Genomic DNA, 22,593 nt, shown 5'->3' with positions numbered 1-22,593 from the left:
CTTTACCTCCCATTATTATCTTGTATAGGGGTATTATTCTGAATCAAATCCATTAAAGCCTGCCGGCTACGGGGAATAGGCAGGTTTTTTGGCAGATGCCCTGCCAGTTGTAAGGAATTGAATATTTCTAAAACAATTGGTTTGGTAAGGTGGTTGTCTGCCAATAATTCATCCTGGGACAAGATAATTTCCGGGGTCCCCTGGCCAGTGATCAGCCCGTTGTTCATTAAAATAATTTCGTCTGCAAAGCCATAGGCTTCTTCCACATTGTGAGTCACCAGAAGAACGGACATGCCTTTCTGATTGAGTGTATTTAGTAGCTGCATGATTTCCTTTGAGTTATGCGGGTCCAATGAGGCAGTTGGTTCATCCAGGATCAGTAACTCCGGCTTCATGGCTAAAACAGCGGCAATGGATACCAACTTTTTCTGGCCATAGCTTAGCAAATGTACTGGCTTGTCAACTAAATGAGGGATGCCGCTTAGTTCAAGGGAGCTAAATACCCGTTCCTCCACTTGTTTCTTGGCCAAACCCAAATTTATTGGGCCAAAGGATACTTCCTGACGTACACTGGGTGCAAATAGCTGACTTTCAGGATCCTGGAAAACAAGACCAACTCGGCTGCGCAAATTAGCTAAGGAAGAACGGTTGTAGTGCAGTTCCTTACCCTGGAAAAAGATTTTTCCTGAGGTTGGCTTTATAAGTGCAATTAAATGAAGCAGTAAGGTGGATTTTCCTGCACCATTCGTACCTAATAGAGCAATTTTTTTACCCTTTTTAATAGTAATGGAGATATCCTGCAGGGCGATGGTTCCATCGGGATACTGACAACGGAGATTGCATGTTTCCAGAATAATGTCTGTCATTATATAATACTCCCGCCTTTATATGCTACCAATAATAACAGTATTTCAATAAAGCAAATAATCGTAATATTTCTTGTGGAGTAGGTATAATCCCTGGCTAAAACTTGTAAGGAACCATTATACCCCCTTGCTTCCAGGGCTAAGGTAAGTTCCCTGGAGCGGCGGAGAGATTGCAGCAGCAGGCCACTGACCAACATGCTCATGGAATGCAAACCTTTTTTACCAGAGGAATAACCCAACCGGGCGGATTGGGCAAGATATGTTTTTTGCCCGCTGTCCCAGAGTACAAATAAAAAACGATAGATTAATAGCATCAGTTCCAGAAATAACTCTGGGATCCTGAGCTTTCGTAACAGATCAATGATATCCAGCATCGATGTGGTAAGGATTAAAAAAAACAAACAGGAGGAACAGGCCAAGGATTTGGTAAAGACCATAAGGGAAGTATGCAAGCTTTCGGTTGTTATACCTAGGGGGTAACCCAGTAAGCTCCACTGACAAATGACCATATCCGTTGGGTTTATGGTTGTTACAGCAATACTTAAGCTTCCTAAGGAGAGGAAGGTAATGGGCAGTAACAGGAGCTTTAAATAAAAACGCAGAGGCACTTTCCCCATGAAAGTAGTGCCTCCTGCCATTAGAACCAAAACTAGAAAAGATATAATAGCCGAATTCGCTAAGATACAAATAATCATATTGACAATGGCAAAAAATGTTTTTTCCACCGGGTGTACTTGCCCTAAGGGACTGTTATAGGAAAATCGATCAAGCAGCACTTGATTTTTTTGCCGCCTTTCTTTTGCCATTCCAGAAACCGATAATATAACAAATTACTCCGGCACCTATTGCTGCCTGAAGAGCAAAAAGTAAGCTCTCAATTTCCCCACTCGGTGGTTCCCAGAATGGTTCAAACCAGGGTTGGTAGTCCTGATTTACCTGGCTAATCACGGTTTCAATTTGTCCATCGGCACCTTCAAATCCTGCTTCGGGCAAGAAAATAAGGGGTATAATGAGCAATAGGACCACAATACCTAAAAGTACCCAGTTTAAGGACCGATTGGAAGAAGGGTTATTACTTGACGAAATCATAGGGACCGCTCCTTTCGTTTTTGATTAGCCCGGGCAGAAATTCTTCCTTGTAATTGTACAGTAAGCTAAAAACAAATACAGTCAATAATCCTTCTGTTATGGCTAATGGAAGTTGGGTAATACCAAAAATGCTCATGAACTTATAAAAAGAAATTAAATAACCGCCCGTACTGTCGGGGAATGCCAAGGTCAATTGGAGGGAGGTAACCATGTAGGTCGCCATATCACCCAATGAAGCAGCCAAAAACACCGCAACCTTCGCATTCCGCTTCTTTAACAGTTGGTAAATGCCAAAAGATACGAAGGGACCCACAATACCCATGGAAAACACATTGGCACCAAGGGTTGTTATCCCACCGTGGGCCAATAATAAAGCCTGAAATAACAAAACAATACAACCTAGAACACTCATCACGGCGGGACCAAACAAAATGGCACCCAGTCCCACACCGGTGGGGTGAGAACAACTGCCTGTGACCGAAGGGATTTTTAAAGCGGAAAGAACAAACACAAAGGCCCCCGCCAAACCCAGCAGCATTTTTAGATTTGGGTTTGCCTGTAAAGTTTTGCGAATGGAGCGAAGTCCCCAGATAACAAAGGGAGCCGATAGGGCCAACCAGAATAAGCACCAACCGGCAGGTAGAAAACCCTCGGCAATATGCATCGCATAGGCGGCATTAGGAGTAAGGAATAATAAGCAGAAAACGACCCAAAGTGAAGTAACCCGATATTTCATGGTTCTAAGTCCCCCTTTAATACAATTTTCCCAATATTTTGACATATTGCTTGCCTGTTTTAGCACTGGTTTTCTAACTAGTTAAGAAGTTCATAGGCCTGTCGTATATGCTTGATGTAGATTTCCACAATGTTATCAAATTCCAAAAGGCCCTTGAGAAGAGTTGTTACCGGATAGTTTTGAGCCAATTCATTTTGCCAGGCATCTGGCTCAGACCCGGCCAAATCATTGATGGCATGATCACCGGCAATATTCATAAAGGGGACGAGCGTTACCTTTTGAAAATCCTTCCTGGCAAGATCAGCCTTAACATCCGTTAATGAAGGATAACCCTCAATGGTACCAAGGATAACATTTGGATAGGTTTGACGCAGCATATCATTTAGGCAACCGTAGACACTAAAGCTATGATGATCACTGCCATGACCCACCAGTACCAGAGCATGTTGGGGGTCCGCAGGAACCAGATCCTTGATACAGGCCACAACCTCCTGGTAGTCTGTCAGATGATAAAGGAGTGGCGCCCCCAGGGTTAATTGATGAAAACCAAACTTACCTATTTTACTCTGAAACTGCTTGCCGGAAATACCTCGCAGGTGAGACATATTATCTACCACATTGACCAGATCATAGTATTCCATGCCTGGTATGATATGCACGGACTGTACCACTACCCTGGTATAGCCTTCATCCTGCAGTCTAGCCAAAGCAGTAATCGGACTGTCTATCTGGATACCTCTTTTGGCCAATACCCCACGAATACTCTTTGCCGTGTAGGCCCAGCGTAGTTCGATACCGGGGAAAACTACTCTGACTTGCTCCTCTAATTTTTTAAATGCAGCGGTTGCTTGATCCACAGTGGTGCCAAAGGTTACCAGTAGAATAGCTTCTTTTTCCATTACAATAACCACCTTTACAAAATAAAAAACCTTAACTAATTAAACGTTAAGGTAAGTCAAAAAAACCAGGATAAACCCCGGTTTAACTGCTTACCTCTCCTCGGGAGGGTCAGTTTTTTGTTTGGCAGGTCTCCTGACTCAGGCATAAAAATTTGTTTCTACCTTCCCAGTAGTACCAGTGGTGTAAACTGAAACAAACTAGCCATTTACAGTGGCCGGACCGTTCGGGATTTGCACCCGATTCCCTTTTAAGCCCCCATAGGGGGAACCAAACACGAAGTATTAAATTATGGTGCCATCATAACATATATATTCCATTATGTCCATAAAAACCCATGTAAAAAACCGAGTCCTTCTTATGCCCGATAGAAAATATATATTGTCAGAATCATAAAAGAACGATACAATCTTTTAAAGAGTATAATTTTTCCAGGTGCCCCGGTAGGGGAGAATAGGGAATCGGGTGCAAGTCCGAACGGTCCCGCCACTGTAAGCGGTAAGCGAATACCCATTTTGCCACTGACCTTGGGTTGGGAAGGCGGGTATCCGGCAATGATCCGCAAGTCAGGAGACCTGCCTGTAAAAATACAATTCTGAGAATGATGGAAAAGTTCTCGGCCTATTAAGGCTGAGGACTTTTTATTTTTCAGGCAAGTTCACCCTGCCAGCGACACCAGCAAAGATGACATGGTAGATGGTTGATGGCTAAAAAAGCCCAAGGCTCATGGCCATTTGAAATAAAGGAGGTAAAAAAATGTCTTTATTAACTGAAACACTTGCTAGGATTCAACTACCGGACCAGACCTGTGAAGAACAGGCCAAACAGAGGTTAGACAGACTGACCAAACCACCTGGCAGCCTGGGCATATTAGAGGAGATCGCCTGGCGGTTGGCTGGTATCCAGCGGTCCCCTCTGCCGAAACTTCCTCTGGATAAGGTATCACTGGTTTTAGCAGGAGATCACGGGGTAGTGGCAGAAGGGGTCAGTGCCTTTCCTCAGGAAGTAACGCCTCAAATGATCTTCAATTTTCTGCAGGGTGGTGCAGGTATCAATGTACTGGCCCGTCAGGCTGGTGCCAGGGTTGTGGTGGCTGATGTCGGGGTTACCGGACCACCTTTGGCAAGGGAGGGTCTGATTTCCTGTCGCGTAAGATCCGGCACAGATAATTTTGCCATCGGTCCCGCCATGAGCAGGGATGATGCCATTCGATCCATTGAGGCTGGTATCACCCTTCTAGGTCAGCAAGTTAAAAAACGTCCGGCCCTGGTTGGGATTGGTGAGGTGGGCATTGGCAATACCACGCCCAGTGCCGCTATTTTAGCTGCTTTTACAGGCGTGGCCCCGGAGGAAATTACTGGTCGCGGTACAGGTATTGATGATCAACGACTGCAGCATAAGATCGCTGTGATTAAGCGGGGGCTGGCGGTAAATCAACCCGATGCCAAGGATGGCCTAGATGTGCTGGCCAAGGTGGGTGGCTTAGAAATAGGTGCTATGGCGGGAGTTATCTTGGGTTGTGCCGCAGAGGGAATTCCGGTCGTGCTGGACGGGTTTATCTCCGGTGCAGCGGCAATGCTAGCCAAATCCCTGGCTCCTCTGAGCCGTAGGTTTATGTTTGCCTCCCATGTATCAGAAGAACCAGGCCACCGTTATATGATGCAGAAGTTAGAATTAAAACCCATTCTGCATATGGAAATGAGATTGGGCGAGGGCACAGGTGCCGCCTTAGCTTTCCCCATTATCGAATCTGCGCTACGTATTATTAACGAAATGGCTACCTTCGCAGAAGCAGGAGTTAGTGAAGGATAGATAGAAAAGGTGAAACCAAACCCTGGCTGCTTTTCCTTGTATTGCCATAAATTTTATACTATAATTTGTTTTACTAACTCTCGTTAAAAAGTATGAATATTCAAACAGGAGCAATCTATGAGAATACCAAGAATTGTTCTGGCCGGAACCCACAGTGGTGTAGGAAAGACTACCCTCACCCTGGGATTACTGTCAGCCTTCCGACGGAGGGGTATTAAGGTACAACCCTTCAAAGTAGGGCCTGATTATATCGATCCCGGTCTCCATAAAGCAGCCGCTGGTATCACTTCCCATAACCTTGACAGTTGGATGGGCTCACCGGAGAAAGTGCATGAGTTATTTATTAAAAGGGCCAAGGGAATGGATCTTTCCCTGGTGGAAGGCGTCATGGGTTTATTTGACGGGGCCAGAGGGCAAGGGGAAAGGGGCAGTACAGCCCAGGTTGCCAAAATTATTAAGGCCCCGGTGGTTTTGGTTTTTTCAGCCCAGGGGTTGGCCCGCAGTGCTGCGGCCCTAATTAGCGGTTACCAAAATTTTGATCCGAATTTACAGGTCTGTGGCGTTATTGCCAATGGAGTAGGCAGTGAGGGTCATAGACAATTTATTAAACAGGTGTTGGAAGGGGAACTGGGCATTCCTTTACTGGGAGCATTGGTCAAACAAAGGGATATTGTGATGCCCCAGCGTCATTTGGGACTGCTGCCCGCAGCAGAAAATAAGGAATTAGACCAAACCCTAACAGCACTGGCCCAGTTAGTTGAGGAACAAATCGATGTGACACGGCTGCTGACTCTAGCCCAACAGGCACCGGAGCTGACAGATCGTGAAATACTGCCGGTACAACAGTCCTTTAAGGGTGTGAGGTTAGCGGTGGCTAGCGATGAAGCCTTTAATTTTTATTATCAAGACAGTCTTGATTACCTTGTAGAGTTAGGGGCGGAATTAGTATTTTTTAGTCCCCTGAGGGATACCCTGTTGCCACCGGATATAGACGGCATCTATATTGGCGGAGGATTTCCCGAACAATTTTTACCCATGTTAGCCGCTAATCAATTATTAAAGCATGAATTAGTAGAGCGCAGCCGGCAAGCAATGCCCGTTTATGCAGAGTGTGGTGGGTTTATGTATCTGTGTGAAAGCATTACGGATCTAGCCGGCCAAGCCTTTGCCGGGGTAGGACTGGTACCGGCTCGGGTAAAAATGGGACAGCGCCTGGCAGCCCTGGGTTATGTCCAGGCCAAGTTAACAAAAACCTGTTTGTTGGGAGAACCAGATATGACCCTGAAAGGACATGAGTTTCATTGGTCCATTATGGAGGATCTACCTGCCGCATCGAATGTCTATCAGTTAACCGGAGGACGTGGCAAGGAAGGCCGTGCTGAAGGCTATGCCCATAAGGAAATTCTGGCATCCTATGTACACATTCATTTTCGCTATAACCTTGGGGCGGCCCAAAACTTTTTAGCGGCCTGCCAACGATACAGGGTACGGAGAGTAAATCATGGAAGAAAGTAAAAAGGAGTTAAGATCTGGCTTTACCACCGGCACCTGTGCCGCAGCGGCGGCCAAGGCAGCGACAATGGCCCTGGTAAAGGGCATCATTGTCCAAAATGTTTCTGTTTCCCTACCCGGTGGTGGTCAGATCGTAATAGACATTGACCGGGTGGACAAGGAAGATCCGTTCTGTCGTGGTTCCGTGGTGAAGGATGCCGGTGACGATCCAGATGTGACCCACGGCATGACGGTTGTGGCTGAAGTGTCGCTGCAGCCCGGGGAAATTCAGATTACCGGCGGCCAGGGTGTAGGAGTCGTTACCAAGCCCGGCCTGTCGGTGCCAGTGGGAGAAGCGGCCATTAACCCGGTACCCCGGCAAATGATTGAACAGGAAGTAAGGGAAGTATTGGGGCCGGATGGGGGAGCAAAGGTTGTCATAGCCGTGCCGGAGGGGGAATCGGTGGCAAATCTAACCATGAATCCCAAACTGGGTATTGTGGGAGGTATTTCCATCCTGGGCACCGGCGGCATTGTCCGGCCCATGTCCGAGGATGCATACCGACGGTCTTTGGTGCCGCAAATTGATCAGGCCTTGGCCCTGGGACACAGCTTACTGGTACTGACACCGGGTCGTTTAGGGGTAAAAAAGGCAGCAGAGCTTGCACTACCCTCTGAGGCAGTGATCGAAACCAGTAATTTTATCGGCACCATGCTGGAAGAGTGTGCCAAAAGGCCTGTGGAAGGGGTACTTTTACTGGGTCACTTGGGTAAATTAGTCAAGCTAGCCGCGGGAATTTTTCATACCCTGGGCAAGCTTGCCGATGGACGGCGGGAAACCATTGCGGCCCACGCGGCTCTTTTGGGGGCACCCCGCTCGGTCATTGAATTGTTAATGAACATGAATACCGCTGAGGAAGCGGTAACTATCTTAGGTCGCCATGACTTATCCCAGGTCTTTGAAAACTTGGCTGCGGCAGCCAGTCAGAGGGCTGCTGGCTATGTCAGGGAAAAGTTCAAGGTGGGAACGGTCATGTATGCCCTCAGCGGTGAAATTGTGGGCTATGATGAGGGAGCCAGAGAAATTGGGGAGGCACTGGGATGGAAAATATCATCAAAGTAGTTGGTGTGGGTCCCGGTGGACCGGACTACCTTACTGCTGCCGGGGCTGCCGCCATACAACAGGCGGAAGTGGTGGTGGGTGGACGCAGGCTATTGGATCAGTTTGCCCGCCCGGAGCAAGAAACCTATGCTCTGGCTGCCAATCTGGATGCTGCCATTGAATTTATACAACAAAACTATAAACACAAGCGGCTGGTGGTGCTGGTATCCGGAGATACAGGAATCTATAGTTTTGCCGCCACCCTGGCAGAAAAGCTGTCGCCTAACTGTTTAGAGTTTATTCCCGGCATTAGCTCTGTACAGCTGATGTTTGCCAGGCTAAAAAGTCCCTGGCAGGATGCTGTGGTGCTAAGTCGCCACGGCAGAGAGGACCATCGGTTAGTCGGCATGGTTAAGGCAGGGATTACGGTTGCTGTTTTAACAGATGCTAAAAATAGTCCCCAGGCCTTAGCCAAGGAAGTATTAGCCAATGGTTGCCATAACTTGCCGGTTTCGGTGGGCTGCAATCTTTCCTGTGCCAATGAAACGATTTTCCGAGGAACTTTAGCTGCTCTGGCAGAGTCAAACCAAAAATTTGAGAATTGCGTGGTGGTTATCGGTGCCTAAAGTGGCATGGGCCTATACAACACCCGGTATACCGGATCAGCTTTTCAAACAGTCAAACACCGTGCCCATAACCAAACAGGAAATACGCATGATTGCCATCGGGAAAATGAAATTATTTCCCGGTGCTGTGGTCTATGACGTGGGGGCAGGCAGCGGCAGTGTGACGGTGGAATGTGCCCTCCAGATAAAAAACGGTACTGTTTATGCTCTGGAAAAGGACAGTTCTGCCGATGAACTGGTGGAAGCCAATGCCCGACGCTTTGGACTTACGAATGTTCGTCTGGTACCAGGCTTTGCCCCTGACACAATGGAAAAGCTGCCGCCGGCGGACCGTATCTTTATTGGCGGCAGTGCCGGGGCCTTGACGGAAATTCTGGAGACAGCCCACCGCAAGCTTAAGCCCGGTGGTTGGCTGGTGGCCACTGCCATAACCCTGGAAACAGGTCCCCGGGTACTCAGATTCCTGGCGGATAAAGGTTATCAGCAAACAGAGGCTGTCAATATCACAGTGGCCAGGGCCAGGCAGGTGGGCCAATCCCAGATGTGGCAGGGTCTTAACCCGGTGCTGATAGTTAGCGGACAGAAAGCTGATTAATGGCCATGGGCCGTGGGACTTTTCGGGGTGTGTTGCGTACGAACGAGTAGTTTTACGACACTCCTAAATAAATAAACCGGAACGGATGATGAACGGATGATTTATTTTGTCGGAGCAGGGCCAGGGGACCCGGAGCTACTAACGGTTAAGGCCTGGCGGTTGTTGCAACAGGCTGACTTGGTTGTTTATGCAGGATCCTTAGTGCCTTTACAAGTAATGAACTGCTGCCGGGCAGAGGCCCGGTTGGTTGACAGTGCCCCGCTGGTTTTAGAAGAAATCGTATCCTTGATGGTGGAATACCAGCAGCGTAATCAGTTGGTGGTGCGGCTGCATACAGGAGACCCCAGCATTTATGGGGCCATTGGGGAACAAATGACGCAATTGGATAAGCTGGGAGTTCCCTACCAAATCGTACCAGGGGTCAGCTCCTTTTTGGCCGCCGCTGCTGCTGTTAAAAGGGAATATACCGTCCCCGGCGGTTCCCAGACAGTTATTATTACCCGCCTGGCCGGACGCACGCCGGTACCGGCGGCTCAGGAATTGTCCAGTTTGGCCCAGCATAGAGCATCCCTGGCTGTTTTCCTCTCGGTGGGAATGGCAGAAAAAGTACAGAAGGAATTGCTGCAGGGCTATGAGCCAAACACACCTGTGGCAGTGGTGGAGCGGGCCTCCTGGCCCGAGGAGAGAGTGTGCCGCGGCACACTCCAGGAATTGACAAAGCTGGTGGAAAAGGCGGGTATCAAACGTACAGCCCTGATCTTGGTGGGTGAATTTTTAACCGCAGGAGGTCGTTCTTTACTTTACGATGCTGGGTTTGAGCATGGCTATCGCAAAGAAGAATAGGGTTGCAGTACTGGCTCTGACGGATGGTGGCGCCAGTTTAGCCCAGAAATTGGCTGGACTTTGCCAGGGTGCCGATCTTTACCTGCCGCAGCGGCTTACCAGTGACAGATATCCTGCTCAGACAATTTTCTTTGATCATTGGCAGGAAACAGTAAAAACTGTCTTTAACCAATATAACCAAATTATTTTTATCATGGCCACAGGCATTGTGGTCCGGACACTGGCACCTTTGCTGCAGTCCAAAAGGACCGACCCCGCTGTGGTGGTACTGGATGAAAGGGGTCAGCACGCCATCAGTCTGCTTGCCGGACATCTGGGAGGTGCCAATGTTTTGGCCAGAAGGATCGCTGCATTAATCGGTGGCACGGCAGTTATTACCACTGCCACGGATGTGGTGGGTGTACCTTCCCTGGATCTGTTAGCGAAGGAATTGGCTTGTGAGGTTTACCCTTTTCGAGGGATCAAGTTATTTAATCGACTTCTGGTGGAAGGAAAACCATTACAAATTGTTTCCCCCTGGCAGCTAAAGCCAGAGGTCATGCAGGGTTTAACTGTGTCCCAGACGGATCAAGGCAGTTGCCAGGGACCTGTGGTATATATTACCAACCAATTGGTACAGCACCGTGGGGAACCAAGACTAATGTTAAGGCCAAGGAATCTGGTAGCCGGAGTGGGCTGCCGCAAAGGGGTCAGTGGGAAACAAATTATTGCTGCAATCAAAGAAACTTTTAGATGCTCAGGTTATAGTTTACTCTCTCTAAAATACCTGACCACAGTGGATTTAAAAATGCAGGAACCTGGACTATTGCAGGCAGCAAGATATTTTAGGGTTCCCTTAATTGAAGTGACCAGGGAACAAATACAGCATCTTACCGTGCAATATAACCAATCAGATTTTGTTAAAGAACAAATAGGAGTTGGTGGAGTATGCGAACCGGCAGCCATAACAGCCAGTGGCATGGGACAGATCAAAGTACCCAAGCAGAAAATAGGGCCAGTGACAGTGGCCCTGGCAGAGGCCAAATTATGGTGGTGGGACTAGGGCCAGGCAACCGTGAGACCTTTACGGCGGAAGCCCTGGCAGCCATCGAAGCTGCCCAGGTTGTGGTGGGCTATCATACTTATTTAGAATTAATTCCAGATTTAATTGGGCATAAGGAAAGGGTGACCACACCCATGCGGGGTGAAGTAGCCAGGGCCCAACAGGCGGTGGAGTTGGCCGCCGGGGGAAAAGTGGTGGCCGTGGTCAGCAGCGGTGATCCCGGTATCTACGGTATGGCCGGACTAATCCTGGAGGTCGCCGAGGGGCGGGTTCCGGTGAAGATTATTCCCGGTATTACGGCTGTCTCAGCGGCAGCAGCCAGCCTGGGAGCACCCCTCATGAATGACTTTGCTGTGATCAGTCTGAGTGATTTGTTAACACCCACGGAAATTATGTTTAAACGGGTGGAGTCAGCAGCAGCCGGAGATTTTATTATTGCTTTGTACAACCCCCGCAGCCACGGTCGACCGGACAATATCAAAATTGCCCAGGAACGGATGCTAAAACATAAGTCACCCCATACGCCGGTGGGCATTGTCCGCCTGGCCCGGCGCGGTGATGAACAAAAAACTCTTACCACCCTGCAAGAAATGTTGGAGCATGATATTGATATGCTAACCACCGTCATTATTGGCAATTCCCAGACCAGGATAATCGATGGGCAGATGGTAACCCCAAGGGGCTACCGCCTGTGATCCTAGTACTGGCCGGTACACTGGAAGGCAGAAAAACCGCTGCATTATTGCAGAAAGCTGGGTTTACCGTGCTGGCTTCCACTGTGACAGATTATGGCAGTAAGCTTCTTAGCGACCAAGGGGTGCAGCAGGTCCGGGCTGGGGCTTTGGACAAAGCTTCCTTGGAGGAACTCCTGGCTCAAGGCATTGAGTTATTGGTGGATGCCACACACCCCTTTGCAGCCGAAGCCTCAAAGACGGCCATTGCTGCTGCCCAAGAAGTGGGCATTCCCTATGTGCGGTTGGAAAGACCTCAAACAAAGCTCCCTGCTCACCCACTGGTCCATGCATGCGACGACCTCAACAATAGTATTAAGAAAGCCTTGTCCCTGGGCAAGGTTATTTTCTCAACCCTGGGCAGTAAAAACCTGCCTCTGCTCATGGCTGCTGCTAAGGAAACGGATGTAAGGGTGGTGGCCAGGGTATTGCCAGAGCCGGCGGTTGTCGCCAGTTGTCTGGCGTTGGGCTTAATACCAAGGGACATCATTGCTTTACAAGGACCCTGCAGCCGGGAATTGAATCTGGCCTTATATAAACAGTACCGGGCAGAGGTCGTCATCACCAAGGATAGCGGTAATACCGGCGGCGTAGAGGAGAAGCTAGAGGCGGCCTTGCAGCTAGGCATACCCATTGTTATCTGGCAGCGGCCCCTAATCAATTACCCCCTGATACTGCATGCCCCGGCAGAAGTTTTGCAGTATTGCCAAAAATTTAAGGCGAGCCGGCAGACAAGGAAGTGAAAAAATATGGACTTTAAGGATATCATTTGGCAGCCCCAGGAGATTGAACGTGAAAGTATGCGGCAGGTGGCAGAGTTTCTTAAGTCATTCAATTTGCCGCCGGCAGAAAAGGCTGTGGTTAGCCGAATTATACATACCAGCGGTGATCCTGAATTAGGTTCACAGGTTCGTTTCCATCCCCGGGCCGTGGCGCAGGGACTGGCAGCTTTGAGAGCTGGCGTCGATATTTATACGGATGTGACCATGCTGCAGTCTGGGATAAACAGCCGTCGACTGGCAGAATTGGGTGGTCAGATACACTGTGCGGTACACAGTGAGGAAGTGGTGGCAGAGGCCAAAGAGCGGGGCATTACCCGTTCGGCTGTGGCCATGGAGAGGTTTGGCAATCGCCTGCAGGGTCAAGTGGTGGCCATCGGCAATGCCCCCACCGCTCTGTATACCTTGATGCGCATGATGAAGGAAGGCTTGCAGCCGGCCCTGGTTGTGGGTATGCCAGTGGGCTTTGTGGGCGCGGCCCACTCCAAAGAATTGCTGTCCCAAATGGATCTGCCCCATATTACCATATTAGGTACCCGTGGTGGCAGTCCCCTGGCAGCAGCAACCATCAATGCCCTGCTGTATTACAAATAGGGAGGTGCCGCTTTGGCCCTTGCAAAAACCATCATGATTCAGGGAACCTCTTCCCATGTGGGGAAAAGTTTGCTATGTACGGCCCTGTGCCGTATTTTTAAACAGGACGGTTTTCGTGTGGCACCCTTTAAAGCCCAAAATATGGCCCTCAACAGCTACGTAACCTTAGCCGGGGGGGAAATTGGACGGGCCCAGGGGGCCCAGGCAGAGGCAGCGGGTATAGAGGCCACAGTGACCATGAATCCTGTGTTAATTAAACCCAAACAGGATCTCAACGCTCAAATTGTGGTGTTGGGAAAACCTCTGGCAGATATGAGTGCCAGGGACTACCGGGCAAAATTTTTACCTGAAGCGGTCAGTTTAGTGAGTCAGTGTATTGAGGAACTGCGCCGGGAATTTCAGGTGCTGGTCATTGAAGGGGCTGGCAGCCCTGCGGAAGTCAACTTAAAAGATCGAGATATCGTTAATATGCGAACCGCTATGCTGGCGGAAGCCCCGGTAATCTTAGTGGCAGACATTGACCGTGGCGGTGTTTTTGCTTCCCTGGTGGGGACCTTAGAACTATTGGAACCCCATGAGCGTGAAAAGGTAGCAGGTTTTCTGATTAACAAATTCCGGGGTGATATTGAGCTGCTTAAACCAGGGCTGGAATTTTTAGAGCAGCGCACAGGCAAACCCGTGCTGGGTGTTATACCTTACCTGCATGAGCATGGCATTGAACAGGAGGATTCCGTTGCTTTAGAGGGAAATGTACATGTTTCGGCCGGGTCTGAGCTGGATATCGTTGTTATCAAATTACCCCGTATCTCCAATTTTACAGATTTTGATTTAATCGGACAGGTGCCGGGAATCTCCCTGCGTTTTGTACGTCCTGGGGAACCCCTGGGGACACCGGATGTCCTAATATTGCCAGGAACCAAGAATACCATCGAAGATTTGCAGTACCTCAAAGAAAAGGGCACCGATCAAGTAATTATTGAATTGGCCGGAAGTGGTCTACCCATTTTGGGAATTTGTGGTGGTTATCAGATGCTGGGGAAAATGCTTTATGACCCCTGGGGCACCGAAGCAAGCTTAGGCAGTGTAACTGGCTTAGGCCTGCTGGATATAGAAACAACCTTTTACCAGGAAAAGCAAACCCACCGTTGCAAAGCAAAAATAATTTGTCCGGAATTTATTGATTGTGATGTAACGAACCAGGAAATAACCGGCTACGAAATTCACACTGGCCAGGTCACTCTGGGTAATGAAGTAAAACCTCTGCTGCAGATAACCCAACGTTCCGGTCAGCGTGCAGATTTACAAGACGGTGCCGTGAACAACCAAGGTACTGTCTGGGGGACCCATCTGCACGGGTTATTCGATAATAAGTCCCTGCTATTGGCCTGGATCAATTCCCTGCGCCAGGCTAAGGGCATACAAAAGCTTACCCTGGCGCAGCTGCCGGAAAATCGGGAAGAAAAATATGATCACCTGGCAGAAGCTGTGCGACAGCATCTCGATATGCAAAAGCTCTATCAAATGATGGGTTTAGGGGCAGGGAAGCCATGATCAGCCTTATCCTGCTGGCATTGCTAACAGATATCTTGGTGGGTGATCCCCGGCCTATTCCCCACCCGGTGGTCATCATGGGCAGTCTGATTAATCGGTGCGAAAGGACTGTGCGAAAATTAACCACAAGCCCTACAGGATTACGGCTGGGTGGTATCCTGTTGGTTTTCGTGGTTATATCCTTTGCCTGGCTGGGAACCTGGACCTTGATTAAATTGGCGGAAAGGGTCCATCCCTATCTGGGCTTTGGGGTACACCTATGGTTACTTGCCACCACACTGGCCGTGAAGAGTCTGGGTCAGCATGCCATGGCAGTGGCTGAGCCCTTGACCAGGGGTGATTTAAAGGAAGCCCGCTCTAAGGTTGCCATGATCGTTGGACGGGATACGGATCAATTAGATGACCGGGGAATTACCCGGGCTACGGTGGAGACCGTGGCGGAAAACACCGTAGATGGCATTATTTCACCGCTCTTTTATGCTTTTATTGGTGGTGCACCCCTGGCCATGGCTTACAAGGCGGTCAACACCATGGATAGCATGATTGGTCACAAGGATGAAAAATATCGCTATCTGGGCTGGGCCGCTGCCCGGCTGGATGACCTGGCCAACTACCTCCCGGCAAGATTGGCGGGTTTCTTTTATCCATTGTTGGCCGTATTCTACCCCGGTGGCTTTAGGGCCACCATTCGGACCATGCTGCGAGACGCCCCTAAGCACCCCAGTCCCAATAGTGGTATTCCAGAAGCTGCGGTGGCCGGTGCCCTGGGAATTCAATTAGGGGGTACCAATTACTACCGAGGTCAGGTATCCCACAGAGCCGTGATGGGAGAAGAAAAATTTCCCCTATCCCATCGGCATATTGCCCAAGCACTAAAGCTTACCTATGGGGTTACCGCTTCGGTGGTGGCAGTTGGCATGGTATTTGATTACTTATTTCATTAAGATACGGGAGGCCTACCATTGTTTAGCTCTTTACGGCTGGCAATCAGTTTCTTAACAATCTTTCCTGTTTACAATAAAATGGCAGGCCATAGGGAATTGGCTAATTCCGTTGCCTATTACCCTTTGGTGGGTTTACTGCTGGGTTCACTGGCAGCCGGGGTTTGTTATGCTTTACACTCCCTTGGCTTAAACTTAGCGGCTGATGCCCTTGGACTGATAACCATCATTATACTCACCGGTGCTTTGCATCTGGATGGACTCATGGATACAGCCGATGGCATCTTTAGCGGACGTGATCACCAGAGAAAATTAGAAATTATGAAAGACAGCCGTGTGGGGGCAATGGGTGCCATTGCCTTTGGTACAATACTGCTCCTAAAAATATCTTTCCTATCTGAACTTGATTTACCACTTAAGCTGACAGCCTTGATGCTGGCTCCAATGGCTGGCCGCTGGGCAATGGTTCTGGCCATTACCCGCTATCCCTATGCCAGGGCCACAGGTGGTCTGGGAACCTGTCTGCAGCAAGCGGGCAAAATCCAGTTAGCATTGGCCACATTAACCCTGATCGCCGGCTGTTTGTGGTTCTTTGGCCCGAAAGGACTAGCCCTGCTGGGGCTAATCTGCTTGATTACCTGGTTTACCATAGAATTCATTGTAAAAAGGTTAGGTGGCATGACAGGTGACACCTACGGAGCTTTGGGGGAGATGATGGAAACGTGGGTGTTTTTCCTTATCCTATTGATTCAGCAGACCTTAATGCTATAGTTCTGCGTGGTACAGCCACCGCTCCCGGTACCTGTGGTGAACTGGTACAGGGCACCATCGAGGGAGAACCCTTTCTGATTACTTGCCCCATTGATCTTTGGAGTGAAGTAACAGTTGAACTGGGACAGTGGGGTGAACATAGCAGGGGGCTGGAAAAATCCTACCATGCCTTGCAAATGACCTTAGATTATTTGGGCCAACCAACTTACCGGGGTTCTATCCTAAGAAACTCCCGATTGCCCGAAAGCAAAGGAATGGCCAGCAGCAGTGCGGATATTGCCGCCACTTGCCTGGCCACTGCCAGAGCCTTTGGTCAAGAGCTTAGGGCGGAAATCATCGCGAAAATTGCCACCAGCATTGAACCAAGTGACGGAATAATGTTTCCCGGCATTATTATCTGCAATCATTTAAACGGTGTGGTAAAAAAATATTTAGGACCAGCACCGCCCCTTAAACTGGTTATTGCTGATCCCGGCGGGACAGTGGATACCATTCTTTTTAACCATCGTAAGGACCTGGCAAGTAAGAACTTACAAAAGGAACCCATGGTACGTCAAGCCACTGATTTAGTAACCAGAGGCTTATTAACCAGGGATTGGGAAATGCTGGGGCGGGGAGCTAGTATCAGCGCCCAGGCCAACCAGGTAATATTACCCAAGCCTCACTTAGCCCAATGGCTCAGGTGGGCCGCGGAGCTGCAGGCCCTGGGTGTACTGGTGGCCCATAGCGGTACTGTCATGGGTATGCTTATGCACCCTGACCGGGTTGCTGCAGGGGAGGCCGCCCAATACATTGGCCATAAAAGACCGGGGTGGCAGGTTTGGCAGACAACCATGGTCAGCGGCGGTCTAAAATAGGGGGGACAGCAATGCAAAAGCATGGTGGAAATGTCTGGTTGGCAGCACAGACCTATGGCCTGAAAGAAGAATCCATCCTGGACTTTAGTGCCAATATTAACCCCCTGGGGCCATCACCCTTGGCTCTGGAGGCTATCCAGCAGTCACTGCTCCAGATTAGGCATTATCCGGAACCCCAGGCAGATACTTTAAGAAAGGAAATAGCCCTCTTAACCGGCCTGCCCGAGGAAATGCTGATCTTGGGGAATGGTGCTGCAGAGCTTATCTATGCCCTGGGCAGGTTATTAAAACCTCGCAGGGTTTTATTGCCAGTGCCTACTTTTAGTGAGTACGCCGATGCCTTTAGGGAAATTGAACAAGTTCATCTGCCTTTGGTCAGGCATAATAATTTTATCTTAGATATCGAGGCTGTGGGGCAACAGCTAAAACAGGATGATTTAGTTATCCTTTGTAATCCCAACAATCCCACCGGCCATTTGGTAGCAAAAGAACAGGTCAAGATTCTATTGGATCTGGCCCAAACCAGCGGAGCCTCTCTTTTGCTGGATGAAGCCTTTATGGACTTTGTCTCGCCGGAACAATCCCTCTTGCCAGAGCTGCCAGCTAATAGCCACTTATATATCTTGCGTTCCTTAACCAAGTTCTTCGCCATGCCTGGACTTAGACTGGGTTACTTAGCAGCATCGCCGGTTGTCGTTGAAGCTTTAACGGCTGTTTTACCACCCTGGCGGGTTAACTTAATGGCTCAGGTGGCCGGTGTTGCCTCCTTGCGGGATAAGCCCTATCGTGCCAATACGTTCGCGCAAATGAATCGCCTTAGACCCCTGTTGGCAGATGGACTTAGCTCCATCCCAGGTCTCAGGCCCTTCTGGCCAACAGCCAATTTTATCCTGGTGGACTGTCGGGAAAGCGGCTATACAGCGGAGGAGCTGCAAAACTTCTTAGGACCAAAGGGAATCTTAATCAGGCTTTGTGAAAACTACATGGGCCTGGATAAATATTATTTTAGGGTAGCGGTTCGATCGGAAGAGGATAATGCAATACTTCTGCTGTCTCTACGAGAATTATTGCCAAAAACCTAATGGAGGCTGATCAAATGATCGCACTGGTAACGGGCGGCACCAGAAGCGGTAAAAGTGCCTTTGCGGAGAAATATGCAGCCTATCTGGGCAGCAGTGGCATTTATATCGCAACATCCCATGCCTATGACAAAGAAATGGAGCAAAGAATCCAACTGCACCGCAATCGCCGCAGGGATTCTGAATTTTCCTGGACAACCGTCGAAGAACCCTATGAACTGGCCGCCACACTGCTGCGGCTTGGGGCAGAGGCTGCTGTTCAGGCCGGGAACAAAGTGATTTTGGTGGACTGTCTAACCATCTGGCTCACCAATTGGCTGCTGTTGGCTGAAAAAGAAGCGGAAGTCTCAAAGGTTTCTTCGCAAATAGACGCATTGGTCAATGCCGTCGCTGATTTTTCGGGTCACCTATTGCTGGTGGGCAATGAAGTGGGCAGCGGCATCGTTCCTGCCTATCCGCTGGGCAGAGAATTCAGAGATTTGGCCGGCTGGCTGAACCAACGATTGGCTCAGGTTTGCGGCCAAGTATTTCTGGTAACCGCAGGGATTCCCCTTGAACTGAAAAGCTTGGAGTTTAAGTTGCCAATTTCAAGGTAATTCCCCAGGCTATTGTCAGAGTGGAGTGGGAAGGATATAACCGTAATAAAAATTACCATAATAATATTGAAAAAGGAGGCTTGGTGCAACATATGGACAAACCTGACAACCAGCGGGGTTTGCTTTTGGTATACACCGGAGATGGCAAGGGTAAAACAACAGCGGCACTGGGCTTGGCTGTTCGTGCCTGGGGCAGAGGCAAACGGGTGCTGATGATTCAATTTATCAAATCCCCGGAACATACCTACGGGGAAAAAATAGCATTCGATCGGCTTGGCATTGATATGTTTCAACTGGGCAGTGGTTTTACCTGGACCAAGACACCGGAAGAACATCGGGAGGCTTTACGGCAGGCCTGGACCTTTACCAAAGAAAAGGTTGCCAGCGGAGACTATGATCTGGTCATTCTTGATGAACTAAACAATGCTTTGGCCATTAAAAACTTCCCCATTGATGATGTTCTGCCACTGGCGGAGGTTCTGGAATTAATTAAAACCAGGCCCCAGGGCATGCATCTGGTAATTACCGGGAGAAATGCCCAGCCGGAAATTATAGCAGCAGCGGATCTAGTCAGCGAGGTTAACCCAGTGAAGCACTATTACAATGAGGGTGTAGGTGCTGTTGTGGGCATAGAGATGTGATTTTTAGCCCCGGGCCATGAGCCAGGGGCTTTTGGGTATATTTGATTAAATTATTTTACTTATGTTGGTTTACATATCACATAATTATGTAAACTAACATATCTTATTCCGTGTTTAGGTGAGTTCCCCATACCGCTAGCGGCACCAACGAAAACCAACTTAATTCAACAGGACTTTACTGCATCCTTATCCAGTAAAAAGTGGTTACCAGCTATTGAGGATTGTCTTAGCCGGACTTGTTGTGCATTACTTACTGTAAATCTTTATACTTTCTTTATATCCCTTAACACTTTCTTTACCCTATATTTATGGGAATGAGCTATATAATATTGTTCGTAGAGATAAAAGTGCAAATCTAAAAGCTAACGACCGGATTACGTTAGCTTTTTTTAATTGCAAGCTAAAGGACACAAGAAGGTGATATCTCATGGACAAAATATTGGTTATATTAAATCATCCATCAAGGGTATTGGTGTTAGGTTTTTTAGGGGTGATATTGTCGGGTGCATTTTTGCTCACACTACCGATTTCATCAGCCAATAACCAGTATACCGACTTTCTGACAGCACTTTTCACCTCTGCATCTGCTGTTTGTGTTACAGGCCTGGTGGTGGTGGATACTGGCACACACTGGAGCACTTTCGGCCATGTAGTTATAATGACTCTCATTCAAGTAGGGGGTCTAGGCTTTATGACAATGGCTGTACTTTTTGCTTTACTAATGGGGCGAAAAATTTCCTTCCGAGAAAGGCTATTAATTCAGGAATCCCTAAATTTAATTGGCCTTAGTGGATTAGTTAGGTTAGCCAAACAGGTTATTCTTATTACCCTAACCATTCAATTAATGGTTTCTTTACTTCTTATGACCCGCTGGATACCCCAATTTGGTACTTTAAAAGGAATATGGTTTAGTATTTTTCATGCTGTCTCCGGTTTTAATAATGCAGGCTTTGATTTAATGGGAGGCTTCAAGGGATTAACTTCCTATGTCGGTGACCCAATTGTCAACATTGCCATTACTTTCAACATTATATTAGGCGGTATTGGTTTCACAGTTATTGCAGACCTATTACGCTTTCGTCAAACAAAAAAATTAACAGTGCATACCCGCTTTGTGTTGCTTATTACTGCGTCACTTTTAGTTCTAGGTACAGTGGTTATATTCTTACTGGAATTCAATAATACCCTAGCACCGCTAGATTTTGGAACTAAGCTTTGGGCCAGCTGGTTTCAGTCAGTAACTCCACGTACAGCCGGTTTTAATACCATAGATATAGCAACACTAAGACCTGCTACCTTATTTTTCATGATTTTATTAATGTTTATTGGTGCTTCCCCTGGTTCTACAGGGGGTGGAATTAAAACATCCACCTTTGGTATGCTTGGGCTGGTGGTCATTACCTTGGCTAAGGGCAAAGAAGACGCTGAGCTTTTCCAACGAAGACTCCCTAAAGATTTAATATTCAAGAGCTTAAGTATAGTTTTACTAGCTATTAGCTGGGTGATTTTTGCTACCTTAGCCTTGAGTATAACTGAAAAAGCAGACTTCCTGGCAATAATGTTTGAAGTTGTCTCAGCCTTTGGCACAGTGGGATTAAGTGCGGGTTTAACCACAAATCTTACGTCTTTTGGCCAAATTATAATTATCCTGACCATGTTTATCGGGCGACTTGGGCCCTTAACCTTGGCATTTGCATTGGCTTCACGCCTTAAAAGAAAAAACCACATTCGCTATCCAGAGGAGCGAGTAATCATAGGGTAGGGGGACTATTAAGTGAAACAATTTGCAGTAATTGGATTGGGTAGGTTTGGCACCAGCGTTGCTATGACCCTTAGTAAAATGGGCTATCAAGTCTTTGCCACAGACATCGATGAGGAACGGGTTAATGATATAGTGGAGCATGTAACCCATGCCGTTACCTTGGATGCCTTAGATGAACATGCACTAAAAAGCATAGGTATCAGAAATTTTGATGTGGTTGTGGTAGCCATCGGTAAGGAAGTTCAGGCAAGTATACTTGTAACGGTTATGCTTAAAGAATTGGGCGTGAATAAGGTGGTTGCTAAAGCACAGAGTGAACTACATGGGAAGGTCCTGGAGAGGGTAGGGGCAGATAAAGTTATCTTCCCGGAGCGGGATATGGGGATAAAAGTGGCCTCTGCTTTGGTATCTAAAAATGTTATGGACCAGATTTCCCTCTCCCCAGAATACAGCTTGGTGGAAATGGTCGCCCCACCCAAACTTGTTAACAAATCGCTGGAGAAGTCAGGTGCTCGTCAAAATTATGGTATAACGGTTTTAGCCATCCGCAGGGGCGGAGAGATGATTATATCCCCAAACGCCAGTCAGGTTATAGAAGAAGGAGATATACTGGTGGTCATTGGCAAAACAGAACGGCTGCAATATTTTGACACAGTTGAAGTATAAGAGTTAATCACATGGAGCATCAATCTCTATATTTACTATGCATAGCATAAAAAACCCCCATATAGAATTAAGGGATAGCAAGTTGATCCCTTATAGGTATTATAAGTTTGATTATCTGGTTCAATAAAGGCATTCACTTAAAAGTCCTAAGTTTGGATAACTTGGAGCTTTTATTTTTTGATCATACGCAAGGCCTAACCCTCTATAAAAGAATTGGGTTAGGCCAATTTCTATCGAATTTTGCTATGTGGGGGTCCAATAAGTATTTTCTGGTAACCCCTAAAGCAATTGTATGAAAAAACTGGTTTAGGGTTAGTAAGAAAATAGGAAAGGGAAGTATGAGAAAATGGCGAAAACCGTATCCCGAGCATGATTACTCTTTATTAGTCATGACACTGGCAACAGGCCTTGCTTATCCACTGGCAGTTACCGGTTGGCAGAGCAGCAAAAGCGGGATGGCAATTTGGATCCTTTGGTAACTTAGGGTTAATGTGCTAAAGTTAAATATGGAATTGGATTCCCTTTT

General features: G+C 48.0%; 25 protein-coding genes and 2 riboswitches. Of the genes, 20 read left to right on the top strand and 5 right to left on the bottom strand.

Translation table 11 applies throughout. From position 1 onward, the window contains the following. Positions 1-2: 2 nt before the first annotated feature. From V6C11_RS08740 to V6C11_RS08720, 5 genes are all read right to left on the bottom strand, one after another. Positions 3-866 carry an energy-coupling factor ABC transporter ATP-binding protein gene (locus V6C11_RS08740; protein ID WP_333530759.1) on the bottom strand — a complete coding sequence of 288 codons (864 nt, stop codon included), beginning with the start codon at positions 864-866 and terminating at the stop codon, positions 3-5. Next, complete coding sequence (gene cbiQ, locus V6C11_RS08735; RefSeq protein WP_333530758.1) at positions 866-1,672, bottom strand: cobalt ECF transporter T component CbiQ; 807 nt, start codon at positions 1,670-1,672, stop codon at positions 866-868. The genes V6C11_RS08740 and cbiQ overlap by 1 nt, the downstream gene beginning before the upstream one ends. Further along, the gene (locus tag V6C11_RS08730) at positions 1,632-1,955 is read right to left on the bottom strand and encodes an energy-coupling factor ABC transporter substrate-binding protein (protein WP_333530757.1); all 324 of its coding nucleotides are present in this window, start codon (positions 1,953-1,955) and stop codon (positions 1,632-1,634) included. The genes cbiQ and V6C11_RS08730 overlap by 41 nt, the downstream gene beginning before the upstream one ends. Next, positions 1,939-2,691 (bottom strand): energy-coupling factor ABC transporter permease, encoded by a 753-nt coding sequence (locus V6C11_RS08725; protein WP_333530756.1) that lies wholly within the window; start codon positions 2,689-2,691, stop codon positions 1,939-1,941. Before V6C11_RS08725 ends, V6C11_RS08730 begins: the two co-directional genes overlap by 17 nt. A 77-nt stretch (positions 2,692-2,768) precedes the next feature. Beyond that, positions 2,769-3,590: a sirohydrochlorin cobaltochelatase gene (locus V6C11_RS08720; RefSeq protein WP_333530755.1), complete on the bottom strand. Its 822-nt coding sequence runs from the start codon at positions 3,588-3,590 to the stop codon at positions 2,769-2,771. 106 nt (positions 3,591-3,696) lie between these two features. Next, a riboswitch (cobalamin riboswitch) is annotated at positions 3,697-3,878 on the bottom strand. 126 nt (positions 3,879-4,004) lie between these two features. After that, a riboswitch (cobalamin riboswitch) is annotated at positions 4,005-4,185 on the top strand. A gap of 159 nt (positions 4,186-4,344) precedes the next feature. Here V6C11_RS08720 and cobT point away from each other — a divergent pair. The 20 genes from cobT (at position 4,345) to V6C11_RS08620 (ending at position 22,546) form a co-directional block, all read left to right on the top strand. Next, complete coding sequence (gene cobT, locus V6C11_RS08715; protein WP_333530754.1) at positions 4,345-5,400, top strand: nicotinate-nucleotide--dimethylbenzimidazole phosphoribosyltransferase; 1,056 nt, start codon at positions 4,345-4,347, stop codon at positions 5,398-5,400. A 117-nt stretch (positions 5,401-5,517) separates the two neighbouring features. Then, on the top strand, positions 5,518-6,915 hold the full coding sequence (locus tag V6C11_RS08710) for a cobyrinate a,c-diamide synthase (protein WP_333530753.1): 1,398 nt from the start codon (positions 5,518-5,520) through the stop codon (positions 6,913-6,915). Further along, entirely contained in the window at positions 6,902-8,014 is a 1,113-nt protein-coding gene (gene cbiD, locus V6C11_RS08705) for a cobalt-precorrin-5B (C(1))-methyltransferase CbiD (protein WP_333530752.1), read from the top strand. The genes V6C11_RS08710 and cbiD overlap by 14 nt, the downstream gene beginning before the upstream one ends. Continuing rightward, complete coding sequence (gene cbiE, locus V6C11_RS08700; RefSeq protein ID WP_333530751.1) at positions 7,993-8,619, top strand: precorrin-6y C5,15-methyltransferase (decarboxylating) subunit CbiE; 627 nt, start codon at positions 7,993-7,995, stop codon at positions 8,617-8,619. The genes cbiD and cbiE overlap by 22 nt, the downstream gene beginning before the upstream one ends. After that, positions 8,612-9,214 carry a precorrin-6Y C5,15-methyltransferase (decarboxylating) subunit CbiT gene (gene cbiT / locus V6C11_RS08695; protein ID WP_333530750.1) on the top strand — a complete coding sequence of 201 codons (603 nt, stop codon included), beginning with the start codon at positions 8,612-8,614 and terminating at the stop codon, positions 9,212-9,214. Before cbiE ends, cbiT begins: the two co-directional genes overlap by 8 nt. Positions 9,215-9,310: 96 nt before the next feature. After that, positions 9,311-10,057, top strand: a complete 747-nt coding sequence (gene cobM / locus V6C11_RS08690; protein WP_333530749.1) for a precorrin-4 C(11)-methyltransferase — start codon at positions 9,311-9,313, stop codon at positions 10,055-10,057. After that, complete coding sequence (locus tag V6C11_RS08685; RefSeq protein ID WP_333530748.1) at positions 10,035-11,099, top strand: cobalt-precorrin 5A hydrolase; 1,065 nt, start codon at positions 10,035-10,037, stop codon at positions 11,097-11,099. Before cobM ends, V6C11_RS08685 begins: the two co-directional genes overlap by 23 nt. Then, positions 11,084-11,794 (top strand): precorrin-3B C(17)-methyltransferase, encoded by a 711-nt coding sequence (gene cobJ / locus V6C11_RS08680; protein WP_333530747.1) that lies wholly within the window; start codon positions 11,084-11,086, stop codon positions 11,792-11,794. Before V6C11_RS08685 ends, cobJ begins: the two co-directional genes overlap by 16 nt. Continuing rightward, entirely contained in the window at positions 11,791-12,573 is a 783-nt protein-coding gene (cobK, locus tag V6C11_RS08675; RefSeq protein WP_333530746.1) for a precorrin-6A reductase, read from the top strand. The genes cobJ and cobK overlap by 4 nt, the downstream gene beginning before the upstream one ends. Positions 12,574-12,579: 6 nt before the next feature. Continuing rightward, positions 12,580-13,203, top strand: coding sequence for a precorrin-8X methylmutase (locus tag V6C11_RS08670; protein ID WP_333530745.1), 624 nt, complete (start codon positions 12,580-12,582; stop codon positions 13,201-13,203). Positions 13,204-13,215: 12 nt separating this feature from the next. Then, positions 13,216-14,754, top strand: coding sequence for a cobyric acid synthase (locus tag V6C11_RS08665; protein WP_333530744.1), 1,539 nt, complete (start codon positions 13,216-13,218; stop codon positions 14,752-14,754). Beyond that, a complete protein-coding gene (gene cbiB, locus V6C11_RS08660; RefSeq protein WP_333530743.1) occupies positions 14,751-15,698 on the top strand; it encodes an adenosylcobinamide-phosphate synthase CbiB in 948 nt (315 codons plus the stop codon). The genes V6C11_RS08665 and cbiB overlap by 4 nt, the downstream gene beginning before the upstream one ends. Before the next feature lie 18 nt (positions 15,699-15,716). Beyond that, entirely contained in the window at positions 15,717-16,466 is a 750-nt protein-coding gene (gene cobS, locus V6C11_RS08655; RefSeq protein WP_333530742.1) for an adenosylcobinamide-GDP ribazoletransferase, read from the top strand. Then, positions 16,418-17,323, top strand: coding sequence for a GHMP family kinase ATP-binding protein (locus V6C11_RS08650; RefSeq protein WP_333530741.1), 906 nt, complete (start codon positions 16,418-16,420; stop codon positions 17,321-17,323). Before cobS ends, V6C11_RS08650 begins: the two co-directional genes overlap by 49 nt. 11 nt (positions 17,324-17,334) lie before the next feature. After that, a complete protein-coding gene (gene cobD / locus V6C11_RS08645; RefSeq protein ID WP_333530740.1) occupies positions 17,335-18,405 on the top strand; it encodes a threonine-phosphate decarboxylase CobD in 1,071 nt (356 codons plus the stop codon). A 14-nt stretch (positions 18,406-18,419) separates the two neighbouring features. Further along, positions 18,420-18,998, top strand: a complete 579-nt coding sequence (gene cobU / locus V6C11_RS08640) for a bifunctional adenosylcobinamide kinase/adenosylcobinamide-phosphate guanylyltransferase (protein ID WP_333530739.1) — start codon at positions 18,420-18,422, stop codon at positions 18,996-18,998. A gap of 92 nt (positions 18,999-19,090) precedes the next feature. Beyond that, positions 19,091-19,639, top strand: a complete 549-nt coding sequence (cobO, locus tag V6C11_RS08635) for a cob(I)yrinic acid a,c-diamide adenosyltransferase (RefSeq protein WP_333530738.1) — start codon at positions 19,091-19,093, stop codon at positions 19,637-19,639. 427 nt (positions 19,640-20,066) lie between these two features. Beyond that, the gene (locus V6C11_RS08630) at positions 20,067-21,401 is read left to right on the top strand and encodes a TrkH family potassium uptake protein (protein ID WP_333530737.1); all 1,335 of its coding nucleotides are present in this window, start codon (positions 20,067-20,069) and stop codon (positions 21,399-21,401) included. A 12-nt stretch (positions 21,402-21,413) separates the two neighbouring features. Next, positions 21,414-22,067: a potassium channel family protein gene (locus V6C11_RS08625; protein ID WP_333530736.1), complete on the top strand. Its 654-nt coding sequence runs from the start codon at positions 21,414-21,416 to the stop codon at positions 22,065-22,067. A gap of 338 nt (positions 22,068-22,405) precedes the next feature. After that, the gene (locus V6C11_RS08620) at positions 22,406-22,546 is read left to right on the top strand and encodes a hypothetical protein (RefSeq protein WP_333530735.1); all 141 of its coding nucleotides are present in this window, start codon (positions 22,406-22,408) and stop codon (positions 22,544-22,546) included. Positions 22,547-22,593 lie beyond the last annotated feature (47 nt).

It is taken from the genome of Desulfotomaculum sp. 1211_IL3151, assembly GCF_036763075.1.
GTDB lineage: Bacteria > Bacillota > Desulfotomaculia > Desulfotomaculales > Desulfotomaculaceae > Desulfotomaculum.
Note: the sequence above shows the minus strand (reverse complement) of the source record. Positions and strands in the feature narration are given on the sequence as shown.

Excerpts from the sequence above, each read along its gene's own strand:
- V6C11_RS08630 (WP_333530737.1), top strand. The coding sequence starts at position 20,067 with ATGGACAAAATATTGGTTATATTAAATCATCCATCAAGGGTATTGGTG.
- cobO (WP_333530738.1), top strand. The coding sequence starts at position 19,091 with ATGGACAAACCTGACAACCAGCGGGGTTTGCTTTTGGTATACACCGGA.
- cbiQ (WP_333530758.1), bottom strand. The coding sequence starts at position 1,672 with ATGGCAAAAGAAAGGCGGCAAAAAAATCAAGTGCTGCTTGATCGATTT.
- V6C11_RS08670 (WP_333530745.1), top strand. The coding sequence starts at position 12,580 with ATGGACTTTAAGGATATCATTTGGCAGCCCCAGGAGATTGAACGTGAA.
- V6C11_RS08710 (WP_333530753.1), top strand. The coding sequence starts at position 5,518 with ATGAGAATACCAAGAATTGTTCTGGCCGGAACCCACAGTGGTGTAGGA.
- V6C11_RS08730 (WP_333530757.1), bottom strand. The coding sequence starts at position 1,955 with ATGATTTCGTCAAGTAATAACCCTTCTTCCAATCGGTCCTTAAACTGG.
- cobU (WP_333530739.1), top strand. The coding sequence starts at position 18,420 with ATGATCGCACTGGTAACGGGCGGCACCAGAAGCGGTAAAAGTGCCTTT.
- V6C11_RS08685 (WP_333530748.1), top strand. The coding sequence starts at position 10,035 with ATGGCTATCGCAAAGAAGAATAGGGTTGCAGTACTGGCTCTGACGGAT.
- cobM (WP_333530749.1), top strand. The coding sequence starts at position 9,311 with ATGATTTATTTTGTCGGAGCAGGGCCAGGGGACCCGGAGCTACTAACG.
- cbiB (WP_333530743.1), top strand. The coding sequence starts at position 14,751 with ATGATCAGCCTTATCCTGCTGGCATTGCTAACAGATATCTTGGTGGGT.
- cobJ (WP_333530747.1), top strand. The coding sequence starts at position 11,084 with ATGGTGGTGGGACTAGGGCCAGGCAACCGTGAGACCTTTACGGCGGAA.
- cbiE (WP_333530751.1), top strand. The coding sequence starts at position 7,993 with ATGGAAAATATCATCAAAGTAGTTGGTGTGGGTCCCGGTGGACCGGAC.
- V6C11_RS08620 (WP_333530735.1), top strand. The coding sequence starts at position 22,406 with ATGAGAAAATGGCGAAAACCGTATCCCGAGCATGATTACTCTTTATTA.
- V6C11_RS08720 (WP_333530755.1), bottom strand. The coding sequence starts at position 3,590 with ATGGAAAAAGAAGCTATTCTACTGGTAACCTTTGGCACCACTGTGGAT.
- cobT (WP_333530754.1), top strand. The coding sequence starts at position 4,345 with ATGTCTTTATTAACTGAAACACTTGCTAGGATTCAACTACCGGACCAG.
- V6C11_RS08740 (WP_333530759.1), bottom strand. The coding sequence starts at position 866 with ATGACAGACATTATTCTGGAAACATGCAATCTCCGTTGTCAGTATCCC.
- V6C11_RS08725 (WP_333530756.1), bottom strand. The coding sequence starts at position 2,691 with ATGAAATATCGGGTTACTTCACTTTGGGTCGTTTTCTGCTTATTATTC.
- cbiD (WP_333530752.1), top strand. The coding sequence starts at position 6,902 with ATGGAAGAAAGTAAAAAGGAGTTAAGATCTGGCTTTACCACCGGCACC.
- cobD (WP_333530740.1), top strand. The coding sequence starts at position 17,335 with ATGCAAAAGCATGGTGGAAATGTCTGGTTGGCAGCACAGACCTATGGC.